Genomic DNA, 18,327 nt, shown 5'->3' with positions numbered 1-18,327 from the left:
TTGGCGAAGCTTGCGGCTCAATGCCGGAAGCTTTGGCGTCCCCTCGGGGGACCGGCCAGGCTGGCGCGCGTTCAGCGCCGCCAGACTGGACGAGGGGCTGTCTCACTTCACAACCAGGTGCAGGCGCCTTCTTCGGCGCTCAGGACATTGCGGCGCAGGCCGGCAAAGAGTTCGCGGCCTAGGCCGTGGGCATTGACGTCGGCTTCGTCCGGATCGAGCGTCGCCACCTCGCGCGCCGCCCAATCGGCCTCGTCGACCAGGGCGGCCAGCGTGCCGGTCTGCGCGCAAACGCGCACGACGTCGCCATCACGCAGCTTGGCCAGCGGCCCACCGGCCAGGGCCTCGGGGCTGACGTGGATGGCCGCGGGCACCTTGCCCGAGGCACCGCTCATGCGGCCGTCGGTGACCAGCGCCACCTTGAATCCCTTGCCCTGCAGCACGGCCAGCGGTGGCGTCAGCTTGTGCAGTTCGGGCATGCCATTGGCGTGCGGGCCCTGGAAGCGCACGACGACGATGACGTCGCGCTCCAGCTCACCGTTCTTGAAGGCGGTCAGCATGGCTTCCTGAGTCGTGAAGATGCGGCAAGGCGCCTCCACGGTGTGGCGATCCTCGGGCACAGCCGAGACCTTGATGACGGCGCGGCCGACGTTGCCGGCCAGCAGCTTGAGGCCACCGGTGGCGCTGAAAGGCGCGGCGGCCGTGCGCACGACACCGTCGTCGCCACTGGCGGCCGGCAGCGGCTCGCGCACCACCTCGCCGCTCTGGCCCACCGCCCGCGGCACGAAGGCATAGGGGCGCAGGCTGTCGCCGGCGACTGAGATGACGTCCTCGTGCATCAGGCCGGCGTCCATCAGCTCACGGATGACGAAGCCCGGGCCGCCGGCGGCCTGGAACTGGTTCACGTCTGCACTGCCATTGGGGTAGACGCGCGACAGCAAGGGCACGACGGCGGACAGGTCGGAGAAGTCCGTCCAGTCGATCAGGATGCCGGCCGAGCGGGCGACGGCGACCCAGTGGATCAGGTGGTTGGTCGAGCCGCCAGTGGCGAGCAATGCCGCCATCGCGTTGACGATGCAGCGCTCGTCGACGAGGTGGCCGATGGGTTTGGCGGCCCGGCCCGCCACGCGGCCGCTGATGTTGATCGCCGTGGCGACAGCCTCGCGCGTCAGCGCCGTGCGCAGGTCGTCATGCGGATGCACGAAGGCGCTGCCCGGCGTGTGCAGGCCCATGGCCTCCAKCAGCATCTGGTTGSWRTTGGCGGTGCCGTAGAAGGTGCAGGTGCCGGCGCCGTGATAGGCCGCCTGCTCGCTCTTCAGCAACTCGTCGCGGCCGACCTTGCCCTGGGCGTAGAGCTCGCGCACCTTGGCCTTGTCGCTGTTGGAGATGCCCGAGCTCATCGGCCCGGCGGGCACGAAGACGCAGGGCAGATGGCCGAAGTGCAGTGCGCCGATCAACAGGCCCGGCACGATCTTGTCGCAGATGCCCAGCAGCAGGGCCGCATCGAAGACGTCATGCGTCAGCGCTATTGCCGTGCCCATCGCGATGGTGTCGCGCGAGAACAGGCTCAGCTCCATGCCGGGCAGGCCTTGCGTCACACCRTCGCACATCGCCGGCACGCCGCCCGCGACCTGCACCGTGGCGCCCAGACGGTGCGCCTCGGCTCGGATCTGCTCCGGGTAGCCCTCGTAGGGCTGGTGSGCCGACAGCATGTCGTTGTAGGCCGTGACGACCCCGAGGTGGGGGGCTTTCTCGGCGACGATGCGCAGCTTGTCGTTGGACGGCATGGCCGCCACGGCGTGGGCGACGTTGGCGCAGCCCATGCGCTCGAAACCGCGCTGGCGGCCGCCGAGCTTGGCGATGCGGGCGAGATAGTCGCCACGCAGCTTGGCGCTGCGTTCGCGGATGCGGTCTGTAACTTGAATGAGTGTGTCGTGCATGCGGGTCTCCTGCGGCTCTCGTAACCGGCCCTTGGGAATTTAGGTAACCATATTACTTGCCTCCAGCGCTGCGCGGGTTACGGGCTGGGTACCTGAGAAACGTCGTGCAACTCTCTGGCATGACAAGATGGGGGCGATGGCGTCACAGGCAATCCATATTCCCCATGGCCCGGCGCGCAGCGCCCATCTGTTGCAGCGCACGACCGCCGAATGGCGGGCTAGCGGCGAAGACCTGCTGCTGTTTGCCTATGGCTCATTGATCTGGCGGCCCGAGTTCGAGTATGCCGACGCGCTGCCGGCGCGGGTGTTGGGCTTTCACCGCGTGCTGCGCATGCGTTCGCGCGTGAACCGCGGCTCGCCCCAGGAGCCGGGCCTGGTGCTGGCGCTGATCTCGGGTGGCAGTTGCCGCGGGCTGGTCTACCGCATCCCGCGCACCGTCGGTGAAGAGGTGTTGCCGCGTTTGTGGGAACGCGAGATGCCCAACGGCGTCTACGAGCCGCGCTGGCTGAACTGCGACACCGGCGCGGGGCGGCTGCGCGCCCTGGCGTTCACGCTGTCGCGCCAGAGCCCGAACTGGACCGGGCCTTTGCATGAGCCGGAGCTGCTGCACATCTTTCAACACGCCAGCGGCCGCTATGGCACGACGCTGGACTATCTGCTGCGCACGGTTCAGGGTTTGCGTGAACATGGGATCCGCGACGCGGAACTGGAGCGCCAGGCCCACCTGGCGGCGCAGCACGGGCTGTGCGCACCGCTTTGATCAGCCCCTGAGCCGCGCGAGATCTTCCTCGGTGTCGACGTCGACATGCACGCCGGGGTCGTCGACGGGAATGGGTTGCGCCGCGTAGCGAGCCACGATGCGCCGCGCGCCCTCATCGCCCTGCAGGGCCACCAGCTCCGAGTAGAGCTCAGTGCCAAAGCCGACCGGATGGCCCTGGATGCCGCGGTACTGGGCATAGCAGACGGGGTAGCGCTCCAGCCCCTCGGCCACGGCCATGATGGTGGTCGGCTGCACAAGCGGCATGTCGGCCGGCAGGATGAGCCAGCCGTCGGCATCACCCGTGGCGCTGACGCCAGCGACGATGGAATGCCCCATGCCGATGGGCTGAGGCCGACCGTGGGTATCGCGCTCAGGCAGCGTCACGACGTCGCGCGCCGCGATGAGCTTGTGCACGGCCGGCGCCAGGGCTGCCGTCGTCACAACGACAACCGGAAGCTGCGTCGCGATCGCATGGCGCAAGGTGCGCGCCAGCAAGGTATCTCCACCGGGCGTTCCCGCCAGGTGCTGTTCCAGCTTGTGGCCCGAGCCGCGGAAGCGCGAGCCGCGACCCGCGGCCAGCACAACGACGACGGGGCGTCGCTTTGTCATTTGCTATTCGTCCTTCAAAACCCACTGACCTAGCGCCGGTCTGAGCCGTTTGCTGCAGTGCCACAAGCATGCCGAGTGAGGCTTCGCTTGAAACTGGGGCGTTCACTTAAGGGAAGGTCTGCATACGTAGGGAGGTCGTCAGGCCTGGCGTTGGGCCCGCGCCGGGGYGAGTTGCGGGGTGAGGCAAGGCGCCTGCGAGGCGTGTGGCGGGCCTACACAACGAGCGGGTAACGACGAATCACCCCGCAACTCGCCCCGGCCCTCCGGGTTGGGCTGCAAAGGGCTCAGTCGTTGTTGCAAGTGCTCGCGATGCCACCGGCATCGCTGCGCCTTGCGCCTAGACTGAGCCCTTTGCAGCACCAACGCGGGCCTAACGCCAGGCCTGATGACCTCCCGCCATGAGCAAGTTGAGCGACTTCCGAAAGAGCTACGAACTAGGGGAGCTGGATGAGGTGCAAGCTGCGGATGGACCGCTGGCGCTCTTCAACCGCTGGATGGATGAGGCCATCGCCCACGATGTGTCCGAGCCGACCGCGATGACGGTTGCCACGGTCGGTACCAACCACCGGCCGTCGACGCGCGTCGTGCTGCTCAAGGGCTGCGATGCACGCGGCATGGTCTGGTTCACCAATTACGAAAGCCGTAAAGGTGAAGAGTTAGCAGGCAACCCTTACGCGGCCTTGCAATTCCACTGGGTGGAGATGGAACGCGTCGTGCGCATCGAGGGGCGCGTCGAGAAGACCTCGGCCCAGGAATCGGACGACTACTTCAAGAGCCGGCCGCTGGATTCGCGCCTTGGGGCCTGGGCTTCACCACAGAGTCGGGTCATCAGTTCACGTGCTGTGCTGGTGGCCAACGCCGCCAAGGCGGCCGTTCAGCAGGGCCTGAACCCGGACCGGCCGCCGCATTGGGGTGGCTATCGCCTCGTGCCGGACCGTTTTGAGTTTTGGCAGGGGCGGCGCTCGCGGCTGCACGACCGGCTGGTCTTCAGCCTGGATGCCGACCGCTGGGTGCGCGAACGGCTGGCGCCCTAATTGACGGCGTTGCCGTCCTCGACGCGGTAGTACAGGCCGTAAGGGTCGTCGTTGAGCACGGCGAACACGCCCTCAACGACGACGGGTTCCAGCGTGTAACGCACCGGCTTCTTGGTGCGCACCTCGACCAGTCCCTCGGGCCCGGCCGGTACGCAAAAGGAGCAGGTCGTGGGCACCGACGACAGCAGGAAGTGCTGCTGCTTGTCGCCCGCCTCCAGCGGCATCATGAAGCCCTGCACCTTGATGGTCTTGCGGTCCAGCGCCTGCACGGCGGCCGGGAAGGTCGGCACGATCTTCTTTTTCTCGGCCTTGGCGGTGACTTGGGACAGCAAATGCCAGGACACGATGTCGGCGCGTTCCTCCAGCGGCTTGAAGGGGCTGCGCGGGTCGTGATAGCCAGGCCCCTGCCCCATGCCCGGCGGCGTTTGGGCGAACGCCGCAGCAGCGGCAAGACAGACGGCGAGAAGGGGCTTGAACTTCATGATGGCGGGATTGTCGGGGTTCAGCGCGGAGCTTGCAGCAGGGTTGTGACATCCAGCCGATAGGCCCGCCATGCGGGCCAGGCAGCGGCCAGCAGCGCCAGGGCGCCGGCAAGCAGCGGCACCAGCCATTCGGCTTCGCTCATGCCGAGCTGGCCCAGGCGAAGCGACTGTCGCTCGGCGAGCAGACGCTCCAGCAGCGCAACAAGGCCGTGCCCAGCCACCAGCCCCAGCACGGCGGCGAGGCCGGCGAGCAGCAAGGCCTCCAGCGCGATCAGCGCGGCGACACGCGAGGCCGGCGCGCCCAGCATGCGCAGCATCGCAAGATCGCCCTGGCGTGCCCGCACCGCATGCAGCAACGCGACCCAGACCGACAGCCCCGCCGCCGCGAGCAGCACGATGCCAAAGCCCCGCAGCACTTCGGTGCCGGCACCCACCAGGCGCATCAGTCGGGCTGTTTCCAGCGCCGGCGCGGCGGATTGCAGGCCGTCCTGCGCATTGACCCAGCGCGGCAGCATGACGGCGGCCAGCGGGCTGCGGTAGCGCACGAGGGCGAGCGTGATCTCCTTCCTTTCGCTCTCCTCGTCGTGTGAGACGGCGTGGTCTTCGTGCACCTCCCACACCGATGCCAGATCGGTCAGCACGAGGCGGTCCAGCACGCTGCCGGATTCGGCCAGCACGCCGACGACCTCGAACTGATGTTCGCCATGCGCGCCGCCACCCTCGGCCAAGCCGTGGCTGCCGGCGAAACCGTCACCGGGCTTCAGCCCGCTCGTGCGCGCGACTTCGGCGCCGAGAACGGCCTGCATCGGTTTCGTCCAGAGCGCGCCCTGCCCCATTTGGCCGCCATAGAGATCGATGTACGCCAGCGTCGTGCCAGCGATGCGGTAGCCGCGGAAGGAGTCGCCCAGCGACAGCGGCACAGCCTGGGCGACGAGGGGCTGCTGCTTCAACAGCTCCAGCGTCGCCAACGGGATATTGCCGGTCGGCGCGTCGAGGTGGAAGACACCGGCCAGCATGATCTGCATGGGGCTGCCCTTGGCGCCGACGACGAGGTCTATGCTGGCGAGGTCGCGCTTCAGCCCCGCCTCGACCTGGGCACTGGCGCGCAGCACGAAGGTCACGGCGGCGAGGCCGAGCGTCAGCAGCAGCAGGTTCAGCGCTGTCGTCAACGGGCTGGACCACAGGTATCGCCACGCGAGGCGGATCACAAGACCACCTCGCTGACGTCATCCCGCTCTGCCAGCGCTTCGACGACACGCGCGTCATGGCTGGCGATGACCAGCGTGCAGCCCTCGCGCTCGGCCGCATCGAGCAGCAGGGCCAGCATGTGCAGGGTGTGCTCATCGTCCAGGTTGGCGCTGGGTTCATCGGCCAGCAGCAGGCGCGGACGGCGCATCAGTGCGCGCGCGAGCGCCACGCGCTGGGCCTGGCCAACGCTGAGCTGGTGCGGCCGGCGATTCGCCAACTCAGCAATGTCCAGCGCCTCCATCAGCTCGGCCGCGCGCTCCGGGTCGGCGCCCTGCCCTGCGGCCAGCGCCGGCAACGCCAGGTTCTCGGCCACAGTCAGCGCCTCGCTCAAATGCAGGCGCTGGGGCACGACGCCCAACGTGGCTCCACGCCAGGCGTCCAGCGCGCGCGGGCTCAGCGTCTGCAGCTCGGTTTGCGCAACGTTCAGTTCGCCCTGTTGCACGCGCAGCAGGCCCGCCAACAGGGCCAGCAAGGTCGACTTGCCCGAGCCCGAGGCGCCACGCAGCAGCAGATGCCGGCCCGCGGCGAGCGCGAAGTCGGCATAAGCGAGCTCGGCGCCGCCGGCGTAGCGATGGCGCAGGCCGCCCCAGGCCAGCATCACTTGACCAGGCGCTTGAAGCTGGCCAGGAACTTGTCCACCTTGCCGGCAACGACAAAGGCGCAATAGCCCTGCTCGGGGTTGCGGGCGTAGTAGTGCTGGTGATAGGCCTCGGCCGTGTAGTAATCGGTCTCGGGCAGCAGCTCGGTGACGACGCGGCCGGCGTGGTGGTCGTTGGCTTCCTTGATGACTTCGGCCGCGAGCTGGCGCTGGGCCTCGGTGTGCCAGTAGATGCCCGAGCGGTATTGCGTGCCGACGTCGGCGCCCTGGCGGTTCAGCGTCGTCGGGTCGTGGATGGTGAAAAACACCTCCAGCAGTTCGCGCAGCGAGACCTCGGCGGGATCGAAGTCGATGCGCACGACCTCGGCATAGCCGGTGTTGCCGCCGCAGACGGCCTCGTAGGTCGGCTTGGGTCCCTGGCCATTGCTATAGCCGTTCTCGACGCGGTGCACGCCGCGCACGCGCTCGTAGACGGCCTCCAGGCACCAGAAGCAGCCGCCGGCCAGGGTGATGCGTTCGAGATTCGTAGCAGACATGGAATGACCTTCAATGAGCGCCAAGGGAGAGCTCGACATGGGGGCGCCAGGTCTCATCGCAACCCTGGTCGCAGAGCTTGGGCGCGGCGAGAAAGACGCGCGCATTGGGCGCGCCGCGGGCCAGCAGCGCATCGCGCACCGCCGTGGCGCGGGCCACCGCCAGCTGGCGCAGTGTTTCGTCTTCGATGGCGTAGCTGCCCAGCAGCAGGCCGCGCATCTGCTCGGGCGGCAGATCCTTGGCCAGGCCGAGCAGGTTCTTGGGCTTGTTGGGCAGCTTGCTGGCCTGGTAGAGGCGCTTGAGCGCGGCATCGGGTGTTGCGTTTTCGGCTTTGAGTGCACTGGCCAGGCGCTGTTCACGCAAGGCCTGGCCTTCGGCGGCGATGCCGGCCCAGCCCGTCAGCGTCAGCTGCACGCCGGGCTTGTCGACCAGCAGCTTGGCTACGCGGTCGAGCTTGGTCGAGTCGGCCAGTTCGACGCCACCCGGCACGAAGGCGATCTGGGCCTCCTCGGGTGCGTCGCTGCCGCTGAACAGGGCGAAGGGCGAGGTCAGCGCCTTGCCGATGAGATTGAGCACGAGCTTCCAGACCAGGCCGCCGACGCTGAACTCCGGATCGTTCAGGGAGCCGCTGACGGGCAGGTTGACGTCGATGACGCCGTTGCCGTCCTTCAGCAGCGCCACGGCGAAGCGCACCGGCAGCGAGGTCGCGTCAGGGCTCTCCACGCGCTCGCCAAAGGTCAGCTGGTTCAGGATGATCTGGTTGCTGGCCACCAGCTGGCCGCCGGGCTCGACCTTGTAGCGCAGCTTGGTCGACAGCTTGCCGCGCTCGATGGCGTAGCCGGCGTATTTGGCGGCGTAGGGCGACAACGGCGCCAGCTCGATGTCGGTCGCGTTGGCGGCAATGTCCATGGCCAGTGGTGCGCCCGGTTTGAGCTGACCGTCGATCTCCAGCAGGCCGGTGCCGGCGACCTTGCCCTTCAGCGTCAGCGGCGCCATCGCGCTGCTGGTGGACGAGAAGGCGCCCAGCGAGCCTTGCAGCTCGGTCAGGCGGGCGCTGTAGTTGGGGCGCACGAAGCGGTCGTTGAAATCGACGACGCCGCGGTTGACGCGGATGCGTTCGGCGGCGAATTCCGGCTGCGCTGCCGATGCGGCTGGCGCGGGCGCTGCAGCCGCTTCCGCCGGGCCGATGTCGCGCAGATTGAAGCGACCCTGGTCGTTGACGATCAGGCGGGCATAGGCGTCTTCGAGCAGCGCGTCCTTCACGGCCAGGCGTGGCGGCGCGCCCGGCGCCAGGGCGAGCTTGAGGCCRTCGAGCTGCAGTGCCTGCCAGCTCAGCAGGTCTTCGCCGACGACGCGCWGGCCCTCGACGACGCGGGTCTGCAGCAGCGCCAGCGGCCCGACGCGCACGTCGCCGCCCACGTTGGCCGTCCAGGCGCCGCCGGCCTGCTGGGCGGTGACTTCGGCCTTCAGCCCCAGCTCGGCGCGCTGCAGATGCAGTCCCCAGGCCGGGTCGAGGTAGGCGTTGAGCAGATGCAGCGGCAGGGCCTTGGCCTGAAGGCTGCCGCTGGCCGAGAGCGGCGCAATACCGACGCGGCCGCTCCACTGCAGGCTGCCGGCGCTGGCGGCGATGGGCTGATCATTCGCGCCGAGGGCCGCGAGTTGGGTGGTGATCTGCACCTGCACGGGCGTTGTGGCGGGCCAGCTCAGAGCGCCGAGCTGCAGGCGCAGCGGCTCGGCGGTCAGTGCCACGGGCGTGACGCCTGCGGGCACGGCGGCGTCCTGCCAGCGCAGTGCGCCGCGCTCGACCGTCAGGCCAGCAAGCTGCACCTTCCAGRCCGGGCCGGCAGCGGACGCGGCGCTGTCAGGCGGCAGCAGGCCGGCGATGTTCAAGCGGCCACCCTGCTCGCGGGCGAGCAGAGCGCGCGGCGCGTCCAGCGCCAGCGTGCCGAGGGTGATGGCATGCGTGGCAGGTTCGACGCTGGCCTTGTCGAGCTGGGCCGAGGCCAGCGTCACCAGCCGCGGCGCGCCGGGCAGGCCAAGGCGAGCGTCGCTGATGCGCAGCTCGGCCAGGGTCAGCTGGGCACGGTCGGCAGCGCCTTCGGCCAGCGGGTTCGTGACGGTGAGGCCAGCCTTGGTGGAGAGGCCGGCGACCAGCCGTACGCCGCTGGGCAACGGCAGCCAGGCGGCCAGGCGCTCGACGGCGAGGCCATCCAGCTCAGCATCAGCCTGCAGCAGCTCGGGCGACAGCTTGGCCTGGGCCGTCAGCGTGGCCCGGTCCAGGCGCAGGCTGGCGTCGAGCTGGGCAGGCGACTTCAACGGCCAGGCGGCTGCGCCGAGCTTGATCTGGATGGCCTCCAGCGCCAGGCCCTTGTTGAGAGTGAAACGACCCTCCTTGACTTCCAACCCGGCAAGGCTGAACTGCCAGGGGGCCGCAGTTGGCGATGACACGCCGCCAGACCCTGACCCTGCCGGCAGCGGGCGCAGCCAGGCATCGGGCGACTCCAGCAGGATGGCGCCGAAGCCCAGCTGGCGACGCAGCGGTTGCACATCGGCGAGCGGCAGGCTCAGCCGCTTGAAGCCGAGCAGGGCCTGGCCGTCGGGCTGGGTCAGGGCCAGCTCGTGCAGCTGGATGATGCCACTGAGCTTGACACCCGGCGTCTGCTTGGGGCGCTCGGCAAAGTCCACCGCCACGTCGACATCGAGCCTGCCGCCGGCCAGTCGGACGGGCGCGCTGGCAGGCACATAGGCGGCCAGCGGTGCGAGATCCAGCCCGGCAAATTTGAAGGACAAACGAGCACTGACGTCGTCGTCAAAGGGCAGCGCCTCGGCGCGGCTGTCGAAGGCGACGCCGTCGAGCTTGCCGTTCAGCTGGGGCTGCACCTTGACCTTGACGTCGGCCGGCAGCGTCGACATGAAAGGCAGGGCCAGGTGCAGGCCGGCCAGCTCGTGCTTGCGCTGCACCGGGCGGTCGTCGAAGAGGATGCGACCGTCGGCCAGCTCGATGTTGTAGACGGCGAACTCGGCGTCCGGCTCCTCGGGCGCCCCGGGCTTGGCGGCAAAGCGCTGGATCAGGTCGTCGATGTCATAGCGGCCCTCGGCCACGCGGGCGAGGCGCAGTTCGGGCTTGGTCAAGGCCACGGATTCGATGACGGCACGGCCGCGCAGCAGAGAGCGCAGCGACAGGGCAGCATCCAATTTCTGCAGCTTGAACAGCGGTGGCTGCCCGGCGTCGGCGCCGGCAATACTCAGCCCTTCGATGACCAGGGCCAGACGCCAGGGCTGGAAACTGGCCTCCTCGACGGTCACCGGCCGGCCCAGGGCCTCGCTGGCCAGTGCAGCGCCACGGCCGGTAACCCAGCCGGGTAGCGCCAGTGTCACGACCAGCAGCAGCAAGGTGACCAGGGCCGACAGCGCGGCGATGGTCCAGAGGGCGAGGCGGGCGGGGGAGCGGGAGGTCACTGTCACGGCAAAAGCATTATTGATGTCGGCGAAGATGCCACAGGTGATCTCCCTCGACTATTCAGGCTTCAAGACGTTGCTGCTTGCCGCCGCCCTGCCCCCAGCGCCCCTGTTGCTGCTCGCGGCCTGGGGCGGTTGGCGACTCCAACGAGGCCGGCGCCTGGGCGGGGTGTTGCTGGGCCTGGCGCTGATCGGCGTCTGGCTGTCGGCCACCGAGGCGGTGGGCGAACTGCTGAGCCGGGCCGTGGGGCTGCCCACGGCTCTTGAGCCAGCCCGGATTGACGCGTTGCGCGCTCGCTCAGACGGCGCGGTGCTCGTGCTGGGCGGCGGCGTGAAGCGCCATGCGCCTGAGTTCGCCGCTGGTGCTCCGGCCCGCATCACCGCCGAACGCCTGGCCTATGGCGTCTGGGTTGCCCGGCGCAGCGGCTGGCCGCTGGCCTTTTCCGGCGGTATCGGCTGGACAGCGACTGAACTGCGCGAACCCGAGGCCGACATCATTGCCCGCGTGGCGGCTCAGGACTATGGCCTCCCACTGCGCTGGGCCGAAGCCAGTTCACGGGACACGCGGGAGAACGCCGCCCACACGCTGCCGCTGCTGGCGAAGGCGGGCGTGAAACAGGTCGTGCTGGTCACGCATGAGGCGCACATGCGCCGCGCGCTGCGCGCCTTCGAGGCCGAGGCCGCACCGTTGGGTCTGACGATGCTGGCGGCCCCCATGGGCCTGCGCGATGACGCGTTGAGCAGCTTTGACGACTGGTGCCCCTCCGTCGAGGGCTTTGCACGTGTGCGCTATGTGGTCTACGAGACCTTGGCGTGGTGGGCGGGCCGATGAGGCGCCACAAATAGAAACCCCGCCGGGCTTTAAGGCCGGGCGGGGTGGGTGGCTATGCCACCTTGGGGCTCCACGGCGATTTGCCGAAGGGCTCCTGGCGCGCAAGGGATTGCGCCAGAGGTTGTGCCTCAAAAGGCATCTCAACAGTAGGCGAGCACGCTCAGGGCTTCAAGAAGAGTTGCCCGAATAGCGCCTCGGCCCGCGCCGTGATCTCGGGCGGCAGGCTGATACCGCGACCCCATTCGCGGCTGGTCTCGCCGGGCCACTTGTTGGTCGCGTCCAGCCCCATCTTGCCGCCCAGGCCGCTGACCGGTGAGGCGAAGTCAAGGTAGTCGATGGGCGTGTTGTCCACCAGGGTGGTGTCGCGCACCGGGTCCATGCGCGTCGTGATGGCCCAGATCACTTCCTGCCAGTTGCGCGTGTCGATGTCGTCGTCGACCACGACGATGAACTTGGTGTACATGAATTGGCGCAGGAAGCTCCAGATGCCGAACATCAACCGCTTGGCGTGGCCGGGGTAGGCCTTCTTGATGGATACCACGGCCATGCGATAGCTGCAGCCTTCAGGCGGCAGATAGAAGTCAACGATCTCGGGAAACTGCTTTTGCAGGATGGGCACGAAGACCTCGTTGAGCGCAACGCCAAGGATGGCGGGCTCGTCCGGCGGCTTGCCGGTGTAGGTCGAGTGGTAGATCGGGTTCTTGCGCTGGGTCAGGCGAGAGATCTCGAAGACGGGGAACCAGTCCTGCTCGTTGTAATAGCCGGTGTGGTCGCCGAATGGGCCTTCCAGCGCGTGCAGATAGCCGCCCTTTTCCTTCAGCGGCACGCCGCGCTCGCTGACGCCGGTGTAGCCGGGTGCGGCAGGCGGGATGTGGCCTTCCAGCACGATCTCGGCCGAGGCCGGTGCCTGAAGCGGTTGGTTCTTGCCCACGCCGGTATTGACCAGTTCAGTACGCGAGCCGCGCAGCAGGCCGGCGAACTGATATTCGGACAGGCTGTCTGGCACCGGCGTGACGGCGCCCAGGATGGTGGCCGGATCGGCACCGAGGGCCACGGCGATCGGAAACGGCTCGCCCGGATGGGCCAGCGCGTGGTCGCGGAAATCCAGCGCACCACCGCGGTGCGCCAGCCAGCGCATGATGACCTGGCGGGGGGAAATAAGCTGTTGGCGGTAGATGCCCAGGTTCTGGCGGGTGCGGGTCGGCCCCCGGGTGATGACCAGACCCCACGTGATCAGGGGGGCTGCGTCGTCCGGCCAGCAAGTCTGTATGGGCAGGCGGCCGAGGTCGATGTCGCTGCCCTCCATGACCTCTTCCTGGCAGGCCGCGCGGCGCTGCACGGCGGGCTTCATGTCCCACAGGGCCTTGGCCATCTGCAACAGTTTGCCGGCGTCTTTCAGGCCCTTGGGTGGGTCGGGCTCCTTGAGGCTGGCGAGCACCCGGCCGACATCCCGCAAATCGGCCAGAGACTCAGCGCCCATGCCGAGTGCGACGCGACGCGTTGTCCCGAAAAGATTGGTCAAGGCGGGGGTGGAAAACCCGGCCGGCGCCTCGAACAGCAGGGCCGGTCCGCCGGCCCGCAGCACGCGGTCGCTGAGGGCCGTCATCTCCAGCACCGGCGAGACTTTTTCACGCACGCGCTTGAGCTCTCCGAGGCCTTCGAGGCCGGCGATGAAGTCCCTCAGATCGCTGTATTTCATAACCAAAAGTAGTTTTGAAGAGGCAAAACAACCTTGACTGGTTATCTACGCCTCGTAAAATTCGTCGCTTCGGGTTTTTACTGAAGCCCAACCGGCCAGGTCCTCCGGGCACAGAGATGCCACAGACCAGAGCAATCGGCCGGGAAATTATCACCGTCGCCCCACCCAGACCGCTTCGCATCGAGGCAGCCTGAGGCGGGTTGCGGCACAAGGAGTCGAATGACGACACGTCAAGACCTGTTCAGCCTGGCTCGCCACACGCGGGATTCGGCGTCGCTGTTCGTCAAGGACATCGGCAACGGCCTGCTCGTGGTCAGCCACAACACACTGGCCCTGCTGGGGCTGGCCGTGGTGTCGGTGCTGCTGGTGTTCACGAGCCAGGCCGGCCTGCGTGAGAAAGTGGAATCCGCCACCCTCGGCTGGCTGAATGCGCGCCATGAAGCGCGTGCCGAGGCCGAGGGCAACACCCTGATGGCATCGGCCGAGCCCGATGCCATTGCCCGCGCCACCGCCACCGACCCCCGCGAGCTGAGCCGCCAGCAGGCCGCCGTCGCCCATTGGCTGGCGCGCCGCTACAGCGTGGCGCCGGAGCCCATCAGCCGCCTCGTGCAAGAAGCCTGGGCCGTGGGCCAGCGCGCCAAGGTCGAACCGACGTTGATCCTGGCCATCATGGCCATCGAGTCGCGCTTCAACCCTTTTGCGCAGAGTGCCGTTGGCGCCCAGGGCCTGATGCAGGTCATGACCCGCGTTCACGACGACAAGTACGAAGCCTTCGGCGGCACGTTGGCGGCCTTCGATCCGGTCACCAATCTGCGCGTGGGCGTGCAGGTTTTGAAGGAATGCATCCAGCGCGCCGGCGGCCTGGAAGAGGGCCTGCGCTATTACGTCGGCGCGGCCAATCTGGCCGAGGACACAGGCTATGCGGGCCGCGTGCTGGCCGAGCACGACCTGCTGAAGGCGGTCGCGGCCGGCCGCACGGTGCCGACCATGACGACCGTCCGGCCGCTGGTGCGCGAAGCGGCGTCTGCCCCCTCGACCGGCGACTCCGCCCAGGTGGCCCTGCTGCGCTGAGGCGCGGCTGACATACACTGAGCATTCACGCGACTGGCGATCAGGGTCACTAGCTGACCTGAGGTGGGCCACCACCGGGGAGCGTGAGGCGGCTGTCCTCTGTCGACATGACAACCGCTATCAGCCGTTCGCCTGGGCAGCCTTGGGACATCACGCCTGCCGTGACCGCCGGGGATTCACCGCCTGACCTTCGGAAACACCAGCATGTTTGACCGCAACACCTCCACCCTCGCCTTGGTCGACCCCGAACTCTGGACCGCCGTCCAGAACGAGAACCGCCGCCAGGAAGACCACRTCGAGCTGATCGCCAGCGAGAACTACACCWSSCCGGCSGTSATGSAGGCCCAGGGYAGCCAGCTGACCAACAAGTAYGCCGARGGCTACCCCGGCAAGCGCTACTACGGTGGCTGCGAGTACGTCGACGTCGTCGAGCAACTCGCCATCGATCGCCTGAAGCAGCTCTTCGGCGCCGAATTCGCCAACGTGCAGCCCAACTCCGGCTCGCAGGCCAACCAAGGCGCCTTCTTCGCGCTGCTGCAGCCTGGCGACACCATCATGGGCATGAGCCTGGCCGAAGGCGGCCACCTGACCCACGGCATGGCGCTGAACATGAGCGGCAAGTGGTTCAACGTCATCAGCTACGGCCTGGACGCCAATGAAGCGATCGACTACGACGCCATGGAAGCCCTGGCCCGCGAGAAGAAGCCCAAGCTCATCATTGCCGGCGCGTCGGCCTACTCGCTGCGCATCGACTTCGAGCGCTTCGGCAAGATCGCCAAGGAGATCGGCGCCTACTTCATGGTCGACATGGCGCACTACGCCGGCCTGATCGCCGCGGGCGTCTACCCGAACCCCCTGCCCCACGCCGACGTCGTCACGTCCACCACGCACAAGAGCCTGCGCGGCCCGCGCGGCGGCATCATCCTGACGAACGACGAGGCGATCGCCAAGAAGATCAACTCGGCCATCTTCCCCGGCATCCAGGGCGGCCCGCTGATGCACGTCATCGCCGGCAAGGCCGTGGCCTTCAAGGAAGCCCTGACGCCCGAGTTCAAGGTCTACCAGGAGCAGGTCGTCAAGAACGCCAAGGTGCTGGCCGACACGCTGATCGAGCGCGGCCTGCGCATCGTCTCCGGCGGCACGGAGAGCCACGTCATGCTGGTGGACCTGCGTCCCAAGAACCTGACGGGCAAGGAAGCCGAGGCCATCCTGGGTGCCGCCCACATGACCTGCAACAAGAACGGCATCCCCAACGACCCGCAAAAGCCCATGGTCACCAGCGGCATTCGCCTGGGCACGCCGGCCATGACGACGCGCGGCTTCAAGGAGGAGCAGGTGCGCCAGACGGCCCACCTGATCGCCGATGTGCTGGACAAGCCGCATGACGAGGCCAACCTGGCCGCCGTGCGCGAGAAGGTTGCGGCGCTGACGGCCGCCTTCCCGGTCTACCGCGGCTAAGTCGAGCCTCAATGCGCTGCCCGTTCTGCTCTCACACCGAAACCCAGGTCGCCGAGACCCGAGAGTCGGATGAGGGTGACGTCGTCCGGCGCCGGCGCCGCTGCCTGTCCTGCGACAAGCGCTTCACGACCTATGAGCGGGCTGACATTGCCATGCCCTCGGTCGTCAAGAAGGACGGGCGGCGCGCCGATTTCGACGCGTCCAAGCTGCGTGCCTCCATGCAGCTGGCCCTGCGCAAGCGGCCGGTCAGCGTCGAGCAGATCGATGCGGCCATCAACCGCATCGAGGAGAAGCTGCTCGCCAGCGGCGCCCGCGAGCTCGCGTCCACGCGACTGGGCGAGTTGGTCATGCGCGAGCTCAAGCGCATCGACAAGGTCGCCTACGTGCGMTTTGCKTCGGTGTACCGCAGCTTCGARGACGTCGACGAGTTCCGGCAGCTGATCCGCGAGATCTGATACCGGGTTGACCCTATCCCCCGGCGGGGGGAAATGAGGGGGAGACGAGGGGGACGGGGCACCCGCCACCCCTCTTCGTTCCGCCTTTGGGGGGAAAGACGCGGTGAGCCCCGCTTCCTAGAGTTCGTTCCATCAACAACGAACCCAGGGAAGCACCATGAACCGCACCGCCAACACCCGTCGCAGCAACCGTGGTTTCACGCTGGTGGAACTCTGCGCCAGCGTCGGCATCTGCGCCGCCCTGCTCGGCCAGGCCGTGCCGGCCATGGGCACGATGCGCCAGCAGCAGCAACTGCGCGTCAGCGCGGACACCCTGGCCAGCGACCTGCGCCTGGCGCGCAGCGAAGCGGCCCGCCTGGGCGACTCGGTCTTCTTCCGCATCAGCGGCAAGGGCGCCAACGCCTGCTACGTGATGTACATCGGCGCCAAGGACGACTGCGATTGTGCTGGCGGCAAGGCCGCCTGCAAGAAGCCGAGCAGCCAGGTCATCAAGGCCGAGTGGCTGCCGACGACCCAGCCCGTGCGCCTCAGCAGCAACGCCGAGACGCTGCAATTCCAGTACCTCCAAGGCCTGGTCACCCAGGCCGGCAGCATTGATCTCAGCCTGAGCGGCGGCCAATCCATCCGCCAGGTCGTGGCCCTCACCGGCCGCGTGCGCAGTTGCTACGTGGGCACGAACAAAGTCAGCGGCATGCCCAAGTGCGCCTGAGGGCCGTTTCATTCGCCCCTTCATTCATGGTGGATGCCGACCAGCGGCGCAACTCGGCGGATGAGCGGCCAAGACGTTACCGATCGTTGTGACGTACTGCCAAAAAATCGGACCATGTGCACCTGTTCCCGTTCGCGACGCCGTGGCTTCACCTTGATCGAGCTGATGGTCGCGCTGGCCATTGCCGGCATCCTCGCCGCGGTTGCCTACCCCGCCTACACCTCGCACATGCAGCGAGCCCGCCGCGCAGACGCCATCTCCGCGCTGACCGCCGTCATGCAGGCGCAGGAGCGTTTCCGCAGCAATTCAGCCACCTACGCGTCGACCCTCAGCGCACTGAACTTGAACATTGCCAGCATCACGCCCCTTTACAGCGTCAGCCTCTCAGGCGTCGGCGCAACCCCGGGGTTTGACGTCGGCTACATCGCCACGGCAACCCCTATAGCTGGCGGCAAACAGGCGACGGATCTGACCTGCAAGACCCTGACGGTGACCCTGGTGGGTGCTACACCCCAGTACTCGGCGACAGGCGACCCCAGCAACAGCGGCACGAATCGCGACACCGGCTCTGAATGCTGGCCTCGATAGTCATGACAAACCCTGTCCATGCCCTGAAGGCCCGGATATCCGGCCTGACGCTGATCGAGATCATGGTGGCCGTGGCGGTTCTCGGCGTCATATTGGCGATGGCCATTCCCTCGATGGCCGACTTGCTGGAAAGGCGCCGGGTGACGGCCGCTGCCGAAGAGGTTTCCGGCATATTGACTTACGCCAAGGCGGAAACGAATGCGGCCAATTCTCTGCTTTTCGTTCGATTCGACCCGCACGCGACGATGAGCTGCGCGATGGTCGTGACATCGGCGGGGGGCAACAATTGCAGATGCCACTATCCGGCGAACAATCTTTGCCCCACCGGAGGCGGCAGGTCATTGCGCCTGTTCCAGTTGCCCAAAACCCATGTGCAGTTCGATGCTGAGGGTGTCTGGGCCGCTGGCAACAACTACATCCGATTCGCGCGCGATCAGATGACGATGGAGACTGGGAATTTCCAAGTCGACGTGGTGGGCCTGGGAAAAGGCTACACGCTGCGCATTGAGGTGAATGGCATCGGGCGTGTCAGGGTTTGCGCGCCGTCTGCGCCGGCCGAAAGAAACGAGGCCAAGCCGTTTCAAAGGATGAGTGGGTACGCGTCATGCTGAATACCGCACGCACCAAGTCGTACCGAGCCCAACGCGGGTTGGGTCTGGTTGAATTGATGGTGGGCATCACGGTCGGCCTGATCGTCACCGCCGGCGCGGCCGTCGTGGCCACGCGGCAGATCAACGAACATCGGCGCCTGATGCTGGAAGTGCAGATGCAACAGGATCTGCGGATCGCCGCCGACCTGCTGCAGCAGGACATGCGCCGGGCGGGTTACCGCGGCCGGGCGGGTTACCGCGGCC

At 67.6% G+C, this 18,327-nt stretch carries 18 protein-coding genes and 1 riboswitch; of the genes, 10 read left to right on the top strand and 8 right to left on the bottom strand.

All coding sequences use genetic code 11. The features are described 5' to 3' along the window. Positions 1 to 107: 107 nt before the first annotated feature. A complete protein-coding gene (gene edd / locus ACXJKJ_RS24325) occupies positions 108 to 1,937 on the bottom strand; it encodes a phosphogluconate dehydratase (RefSeq protein ID WP_457393203.1) in 1,830 nt (609 codons plus the stop codon). 136 nt (positions 1,938 to 2,073) lie between these two features. On the opposite strand from edd, the gene ACXJKJ_RS24320 reads away from it, so the two are divergent. Continuing rightward, positions 2,074 to 2,697, top strand: coding sequence for a gamma-glutamylcyclotransferase (locus ACXJKJ_RS24320; protein WP_157281976.1), 624 nt, complete (start codon positions 2,074 to 2,076; stop codon positions 2,695 to 2,697). Here the strand turns inward: ACXJKJ_RS24320 and ACXJKJ_RS24315 are convergent, their stop codons facing one another. Continuing rightward, positions 2,698 to 3,306 (bottom strand): nucleotidyltransferase family protein, encoded by a 609-nt coding sequence (locus ACXJKJ_RS24315; protein WP_056202371.1) that lies wholly within the window; start codon positions 3,304 to 3,306, stop codon positions 2,698 to 2,700. It abuts the gene before it with no gap. A gap of 398 nt (positions 3,307 to 3,704) precedes the next feature. On the opposite strand from ACXJKJ_RS24315, the gene pdxH reads away from it, so the two are divergent. Further along, positions 3,705 to 4,340 carry a pyridoxamine 5'-phosphate oxidase gene (pdxH, locus tag ACXJKJ_RS24310; RefSeq protein ID WP_457325280.1) on the top strand — a complete coding sequence of 212 codons (636 nt, stop codon included), beginning with the start codon at positions 3,705 to 3,707 and terminating at the stop codon, positions 4,338 to 4,340. Here the strand turns inward: pdxH and ACXJKJ_RS24305 are convergent. From ACXJKJ_RS24305 to ACXJKJ_RS24285, 5 genes are read right to left on the bottom strand one after another with little or no spacing between them, the layout of a single operon-like run. After that, complete coding sequence (locus tag ACXJKJ_RS24305) at positions 4,337 to 4,822, bottom strand: DUF3299 domain-containing protein (RefSeq protein WP_457325279.1); 486 nt, start codon at positions 4,820 to 4,822, stop codon at positions 4,337 to 4,339. The two genes, pdxH and ACXJKJ_RS24305, sit on opposite strands and share 4 nt — an antisense overlap. A 20-nt stretch (positions 4,823 to 4,842) precedes the next feature. Beyond that, positions 4,843 to 6,030 (bottom strand): FtsX-like permease family protein, encoded by a 1,188-nt coding sequence (locus ACXJKJ_RS24300; protein ID WP_457393201.1) that lies wholly within the window; start codon positions 6,028 to 6,030, stop codon positions 4,843 to 4,845. Further along, entirely contained in the window at positions 6,027 to 6,668 is a 642-nt protein-coding gene (locus ACXJKJ_RS24295; RefSeq protein WP_056202358.1) for an ABC transporter ATP-binding protein, read from the bottom strand. Before ACXJKJ_RS24295 ends, ACXJKJ_RS24300 begins: the two co-directional genes overlap by 4 nt. Beyond that, positions 6,668 to 7,204, bottom strand: coding sequence for a peptide-methionine (S)-S-oxide reductase MsrA (gene msrA / locus ACXJKJ_RS24290; RefSeq protein ID WP_457393199.1), 537 nt, complete (start codon positions 7,202 to 7,204; stop codon positions 6,668 to 6,670). The genes ACXJKJ_RS24295 and msrA overlap by 1 nt, the downstream gene beginning before the upstream one ends. A 10-nt stretch (positions 7,205 to 7,214) precedes the next feature. Beyond that, entirely contained in the window at positions 7,215 to 10,661 is a 3,447-nt protein-coding gene (locus ACXJKJ_RS24285) for a DUF748 domain-containing protein (RefSeq protein ID WP_457393196.1), read from the bottom strand. Between the two features lie 43 nt (positions 10,662 to 10,704). Between ACXJKJ_RS24285 and ACXJKJ_RS24280 the strand changes: the two genes are divergently transcribed. Continuing rightward, positions 10,705 to 11,493: a YdcF family protein gene (locus ACXJKJ_RS24280; RefSeq protein WP_162247846.1), complete on the top strand. Its 789-nt coding sequence runs from the start codon at positions 10,705 to 10,707 to the stop codon at positions 11,491 to 11,493. A 160-nt stretch (positions 11,494 to 11,653) separates the two neighbouring features. On the opposite strand, the gene ubiD is transcribed toward ACXJKJ_RS24280, so the two are convergent. Beyond that, the gene (gene ubiD, locus ACXJKJ_RS24275; RefSeq protein WP_056202345.1) at positions 11,654 to 13,192 is read right to left on the bottom strand and encodes a 4-hydroxy-3-polyprenylbenzoate decarboxylase; all 1,539 of its coding nucleotides are present in this window, start codon (positions 13,190 to 13,192) and stop codon (positions 11,654 to 11,656) included. A gap of 219 nt (positions 13,193 to 13,411) precedes the next feature. On the opposite strand from ubiD, the gene ACXJKJ_RS24270 reads away from it, so the two are divergent. The 7 genes from ACXJKJ_RS24270 to ACXJKJ_RS24240 form a co-directional block, all read left to right on the top strand. Then, positions 13,412 to 14,263, top strand: a complete 852-nt coding sequence (locus ACXJKJ_RS24270; RefSeq protein WP_056202343.1) for a lytic transglycosylase domain-containing protein — start codon at positions 13,412 to 13,414, stop codon at positions 14,261 to 14,263. A 19-nt stretch (positions 14,264 to 14,282) separates the two neighbouring features. Further along, positions 14,283 to 14,408, top strand: a riboswitch (ZMP/ZTP riboswitch). Positions 14,409 to 14,467: 59 nt separating this feature from the next. Beyond that, entirely contained in the window at positions 14,468 to 15,721 is a 1,254-nt protein-coding gene (gene glyA / locus ACXJKJ_RS24265; protein WP_457393194.1) for a serine hydroxymethyltransferase, read from the top strand. An 11-nt stretch (positions 15,722 to 15,732) separates the two neighbouring features. Next, positions 15,733 to 16,176 carry a transcriptional regulator NrdR gene (gene nrdR / locus ACXJKJ_RS24260; RefSeq protein ID WP_056202338.1) on the top strand — a complete coding sequence of 148 codons (444 nt, stop codon included), beginning with the start codon at positions 15,733 to 15,735 and terminating at the stop codon, positions 16,174 to 16,176. Between the two features lie 157 nt (positions 16,177 to 16,333). After that, on the top strand, positions 16,334 to 16,885 hold the full coding sequence (locus ACXJKJ_RS24255) for a GspH/FimT family pseudopilin (RefSeq protein ID WP_056202335.1): 552 nt from the start codon (positions 16,334 to 16,336) through the stop codon (positions 16,883 to 16,885). A gap of 114 nt (positions 16,886 to 16,999) precedes the next feature. Next, the gene (locus ACXJKJ_RS24250) at positions 17,000 to 17,473 is read left to right on the top strand and encodes a type IV pilin protein (RefSeq protein ID WP_162247848.1); all 474 of its coding nucleotides are present in this window, start codon (positions 17,000 to 17,002) and stop codon (positions 17,471 to 17,473) included. Beyond that, positions 17,458 to 18,084, top strand: coding sequence for a pilus assembly FimT family protein (locus tag ACXJKJ_RS24245; protein WP_457393191.1), 627 nt, complete (start codon positions 17,458 to 17,460; stop codon positions 18,082 to 18,084). The genes ACXJKJ_RS24250 and ACXJKJ_RS24245 overlap by 16 nt, the downstream gene beginning before the upstream one ends. Further along, positions 18,078 to 18,327 (top strand): PilW family protein (locus tag ACXJKJ_RS24240; RefSeq protein ID WP_457393189.1); only part of this gene is annotated, 250 nt, incomplete at its 3' end. The genes ACXJKJ_RS24245 and ACXJKJ_RS24240, both read left to right, overlap by 7 nt.

It is taken from the genome of Roseateles sp. P5_E1 (assembly GCF_054049335.1).
The sequence above is the reverse complement of the archived record's forward strand: the minus strand, read 5'-3'. Positions and strand labels throughout refer to the sequence as shown.

Bases quoted from the DNA above. Each gene is read 5' to 3' on its own strand.
- ACXJKJ_RS24320 (WP_157281976.1), top strand. From the start codon at position 2,074: ATGGCGTCACAGGCAATCCATATTCCCCATGGCCCGGCGCGCAGCGCC.
- ACXJKJ_RS24315 (WP_056202371.1), bottom strand. From the start codon at position 3,306: ATGACAAAGCGACGCCCCGTCGTCGTTGTGCTGGCCGCGGGTCGCGGC.
- pdxH (WP_457325280.1), top strand. From the start codon at position 3,705: ATGAGCAAGTTGAGCGACTTCCGAAAGAGCTACGAACTAGGGGAGCTG.
- ACXJKJ_RS24305 (WP_457325279.1), bottom strand. From the start codon at position 4,822: ATGAAGTTCAAGCCCCTTCTCGCCGTCTGTCTTGCCGCTGCTGCGGCG.
- ACXJKJ_RS24295 (WP_056202358.1), bottom strand. From the start codon at position 6,668: ATGCTGGCCTGGGGCGGCCTGCGCCATCGCTACGCCGGCGGCGCCGAG.
- msrA (WP_457393199.1), bottom strand. From the start codon at position 7,204: ATGTCTGCTACGAATCTCGAACGCATCACCCTGGCCGGCGGCTGCTTC.
- ubiD (WP_056202345.1), bottom strand. From the start codon at position 13,192: ATGAAATACAGCGATCTGAGGGACTTCATCGCCGGCCTCGAAGGCCTC.
- ACXJKJ_RS24270 (WP_056202343.1), top strand. From the start codon at position 13,412: ATGACGACACGTCAAGACCTGTTCAGCCTGGCTCGCCACACGCGGGAT.
- ACXJKJ_RS24255 (WP_056202335.1), top strand. From the start codon at position 16,334: ATGAACCGCACCGCCAACACCCGTCGCAGCAACCGTGGTTTCACGCTG.
- ACXJKJ_RS24250 (WP_162247848.1), top strand. From the start codon at position 17,000: ATGTGCACCTGTTCCCGTTCGCGACGCCGTGGCTTCACCTTGATCGAG.
- ACXJKJ_RS24245 (WP_457393191.1), top strand. From the start codon at position 17,458: ATGCTGGCCTCGATAGTCATGACAAACCCTGTCCATGCCCTGAAGGCC.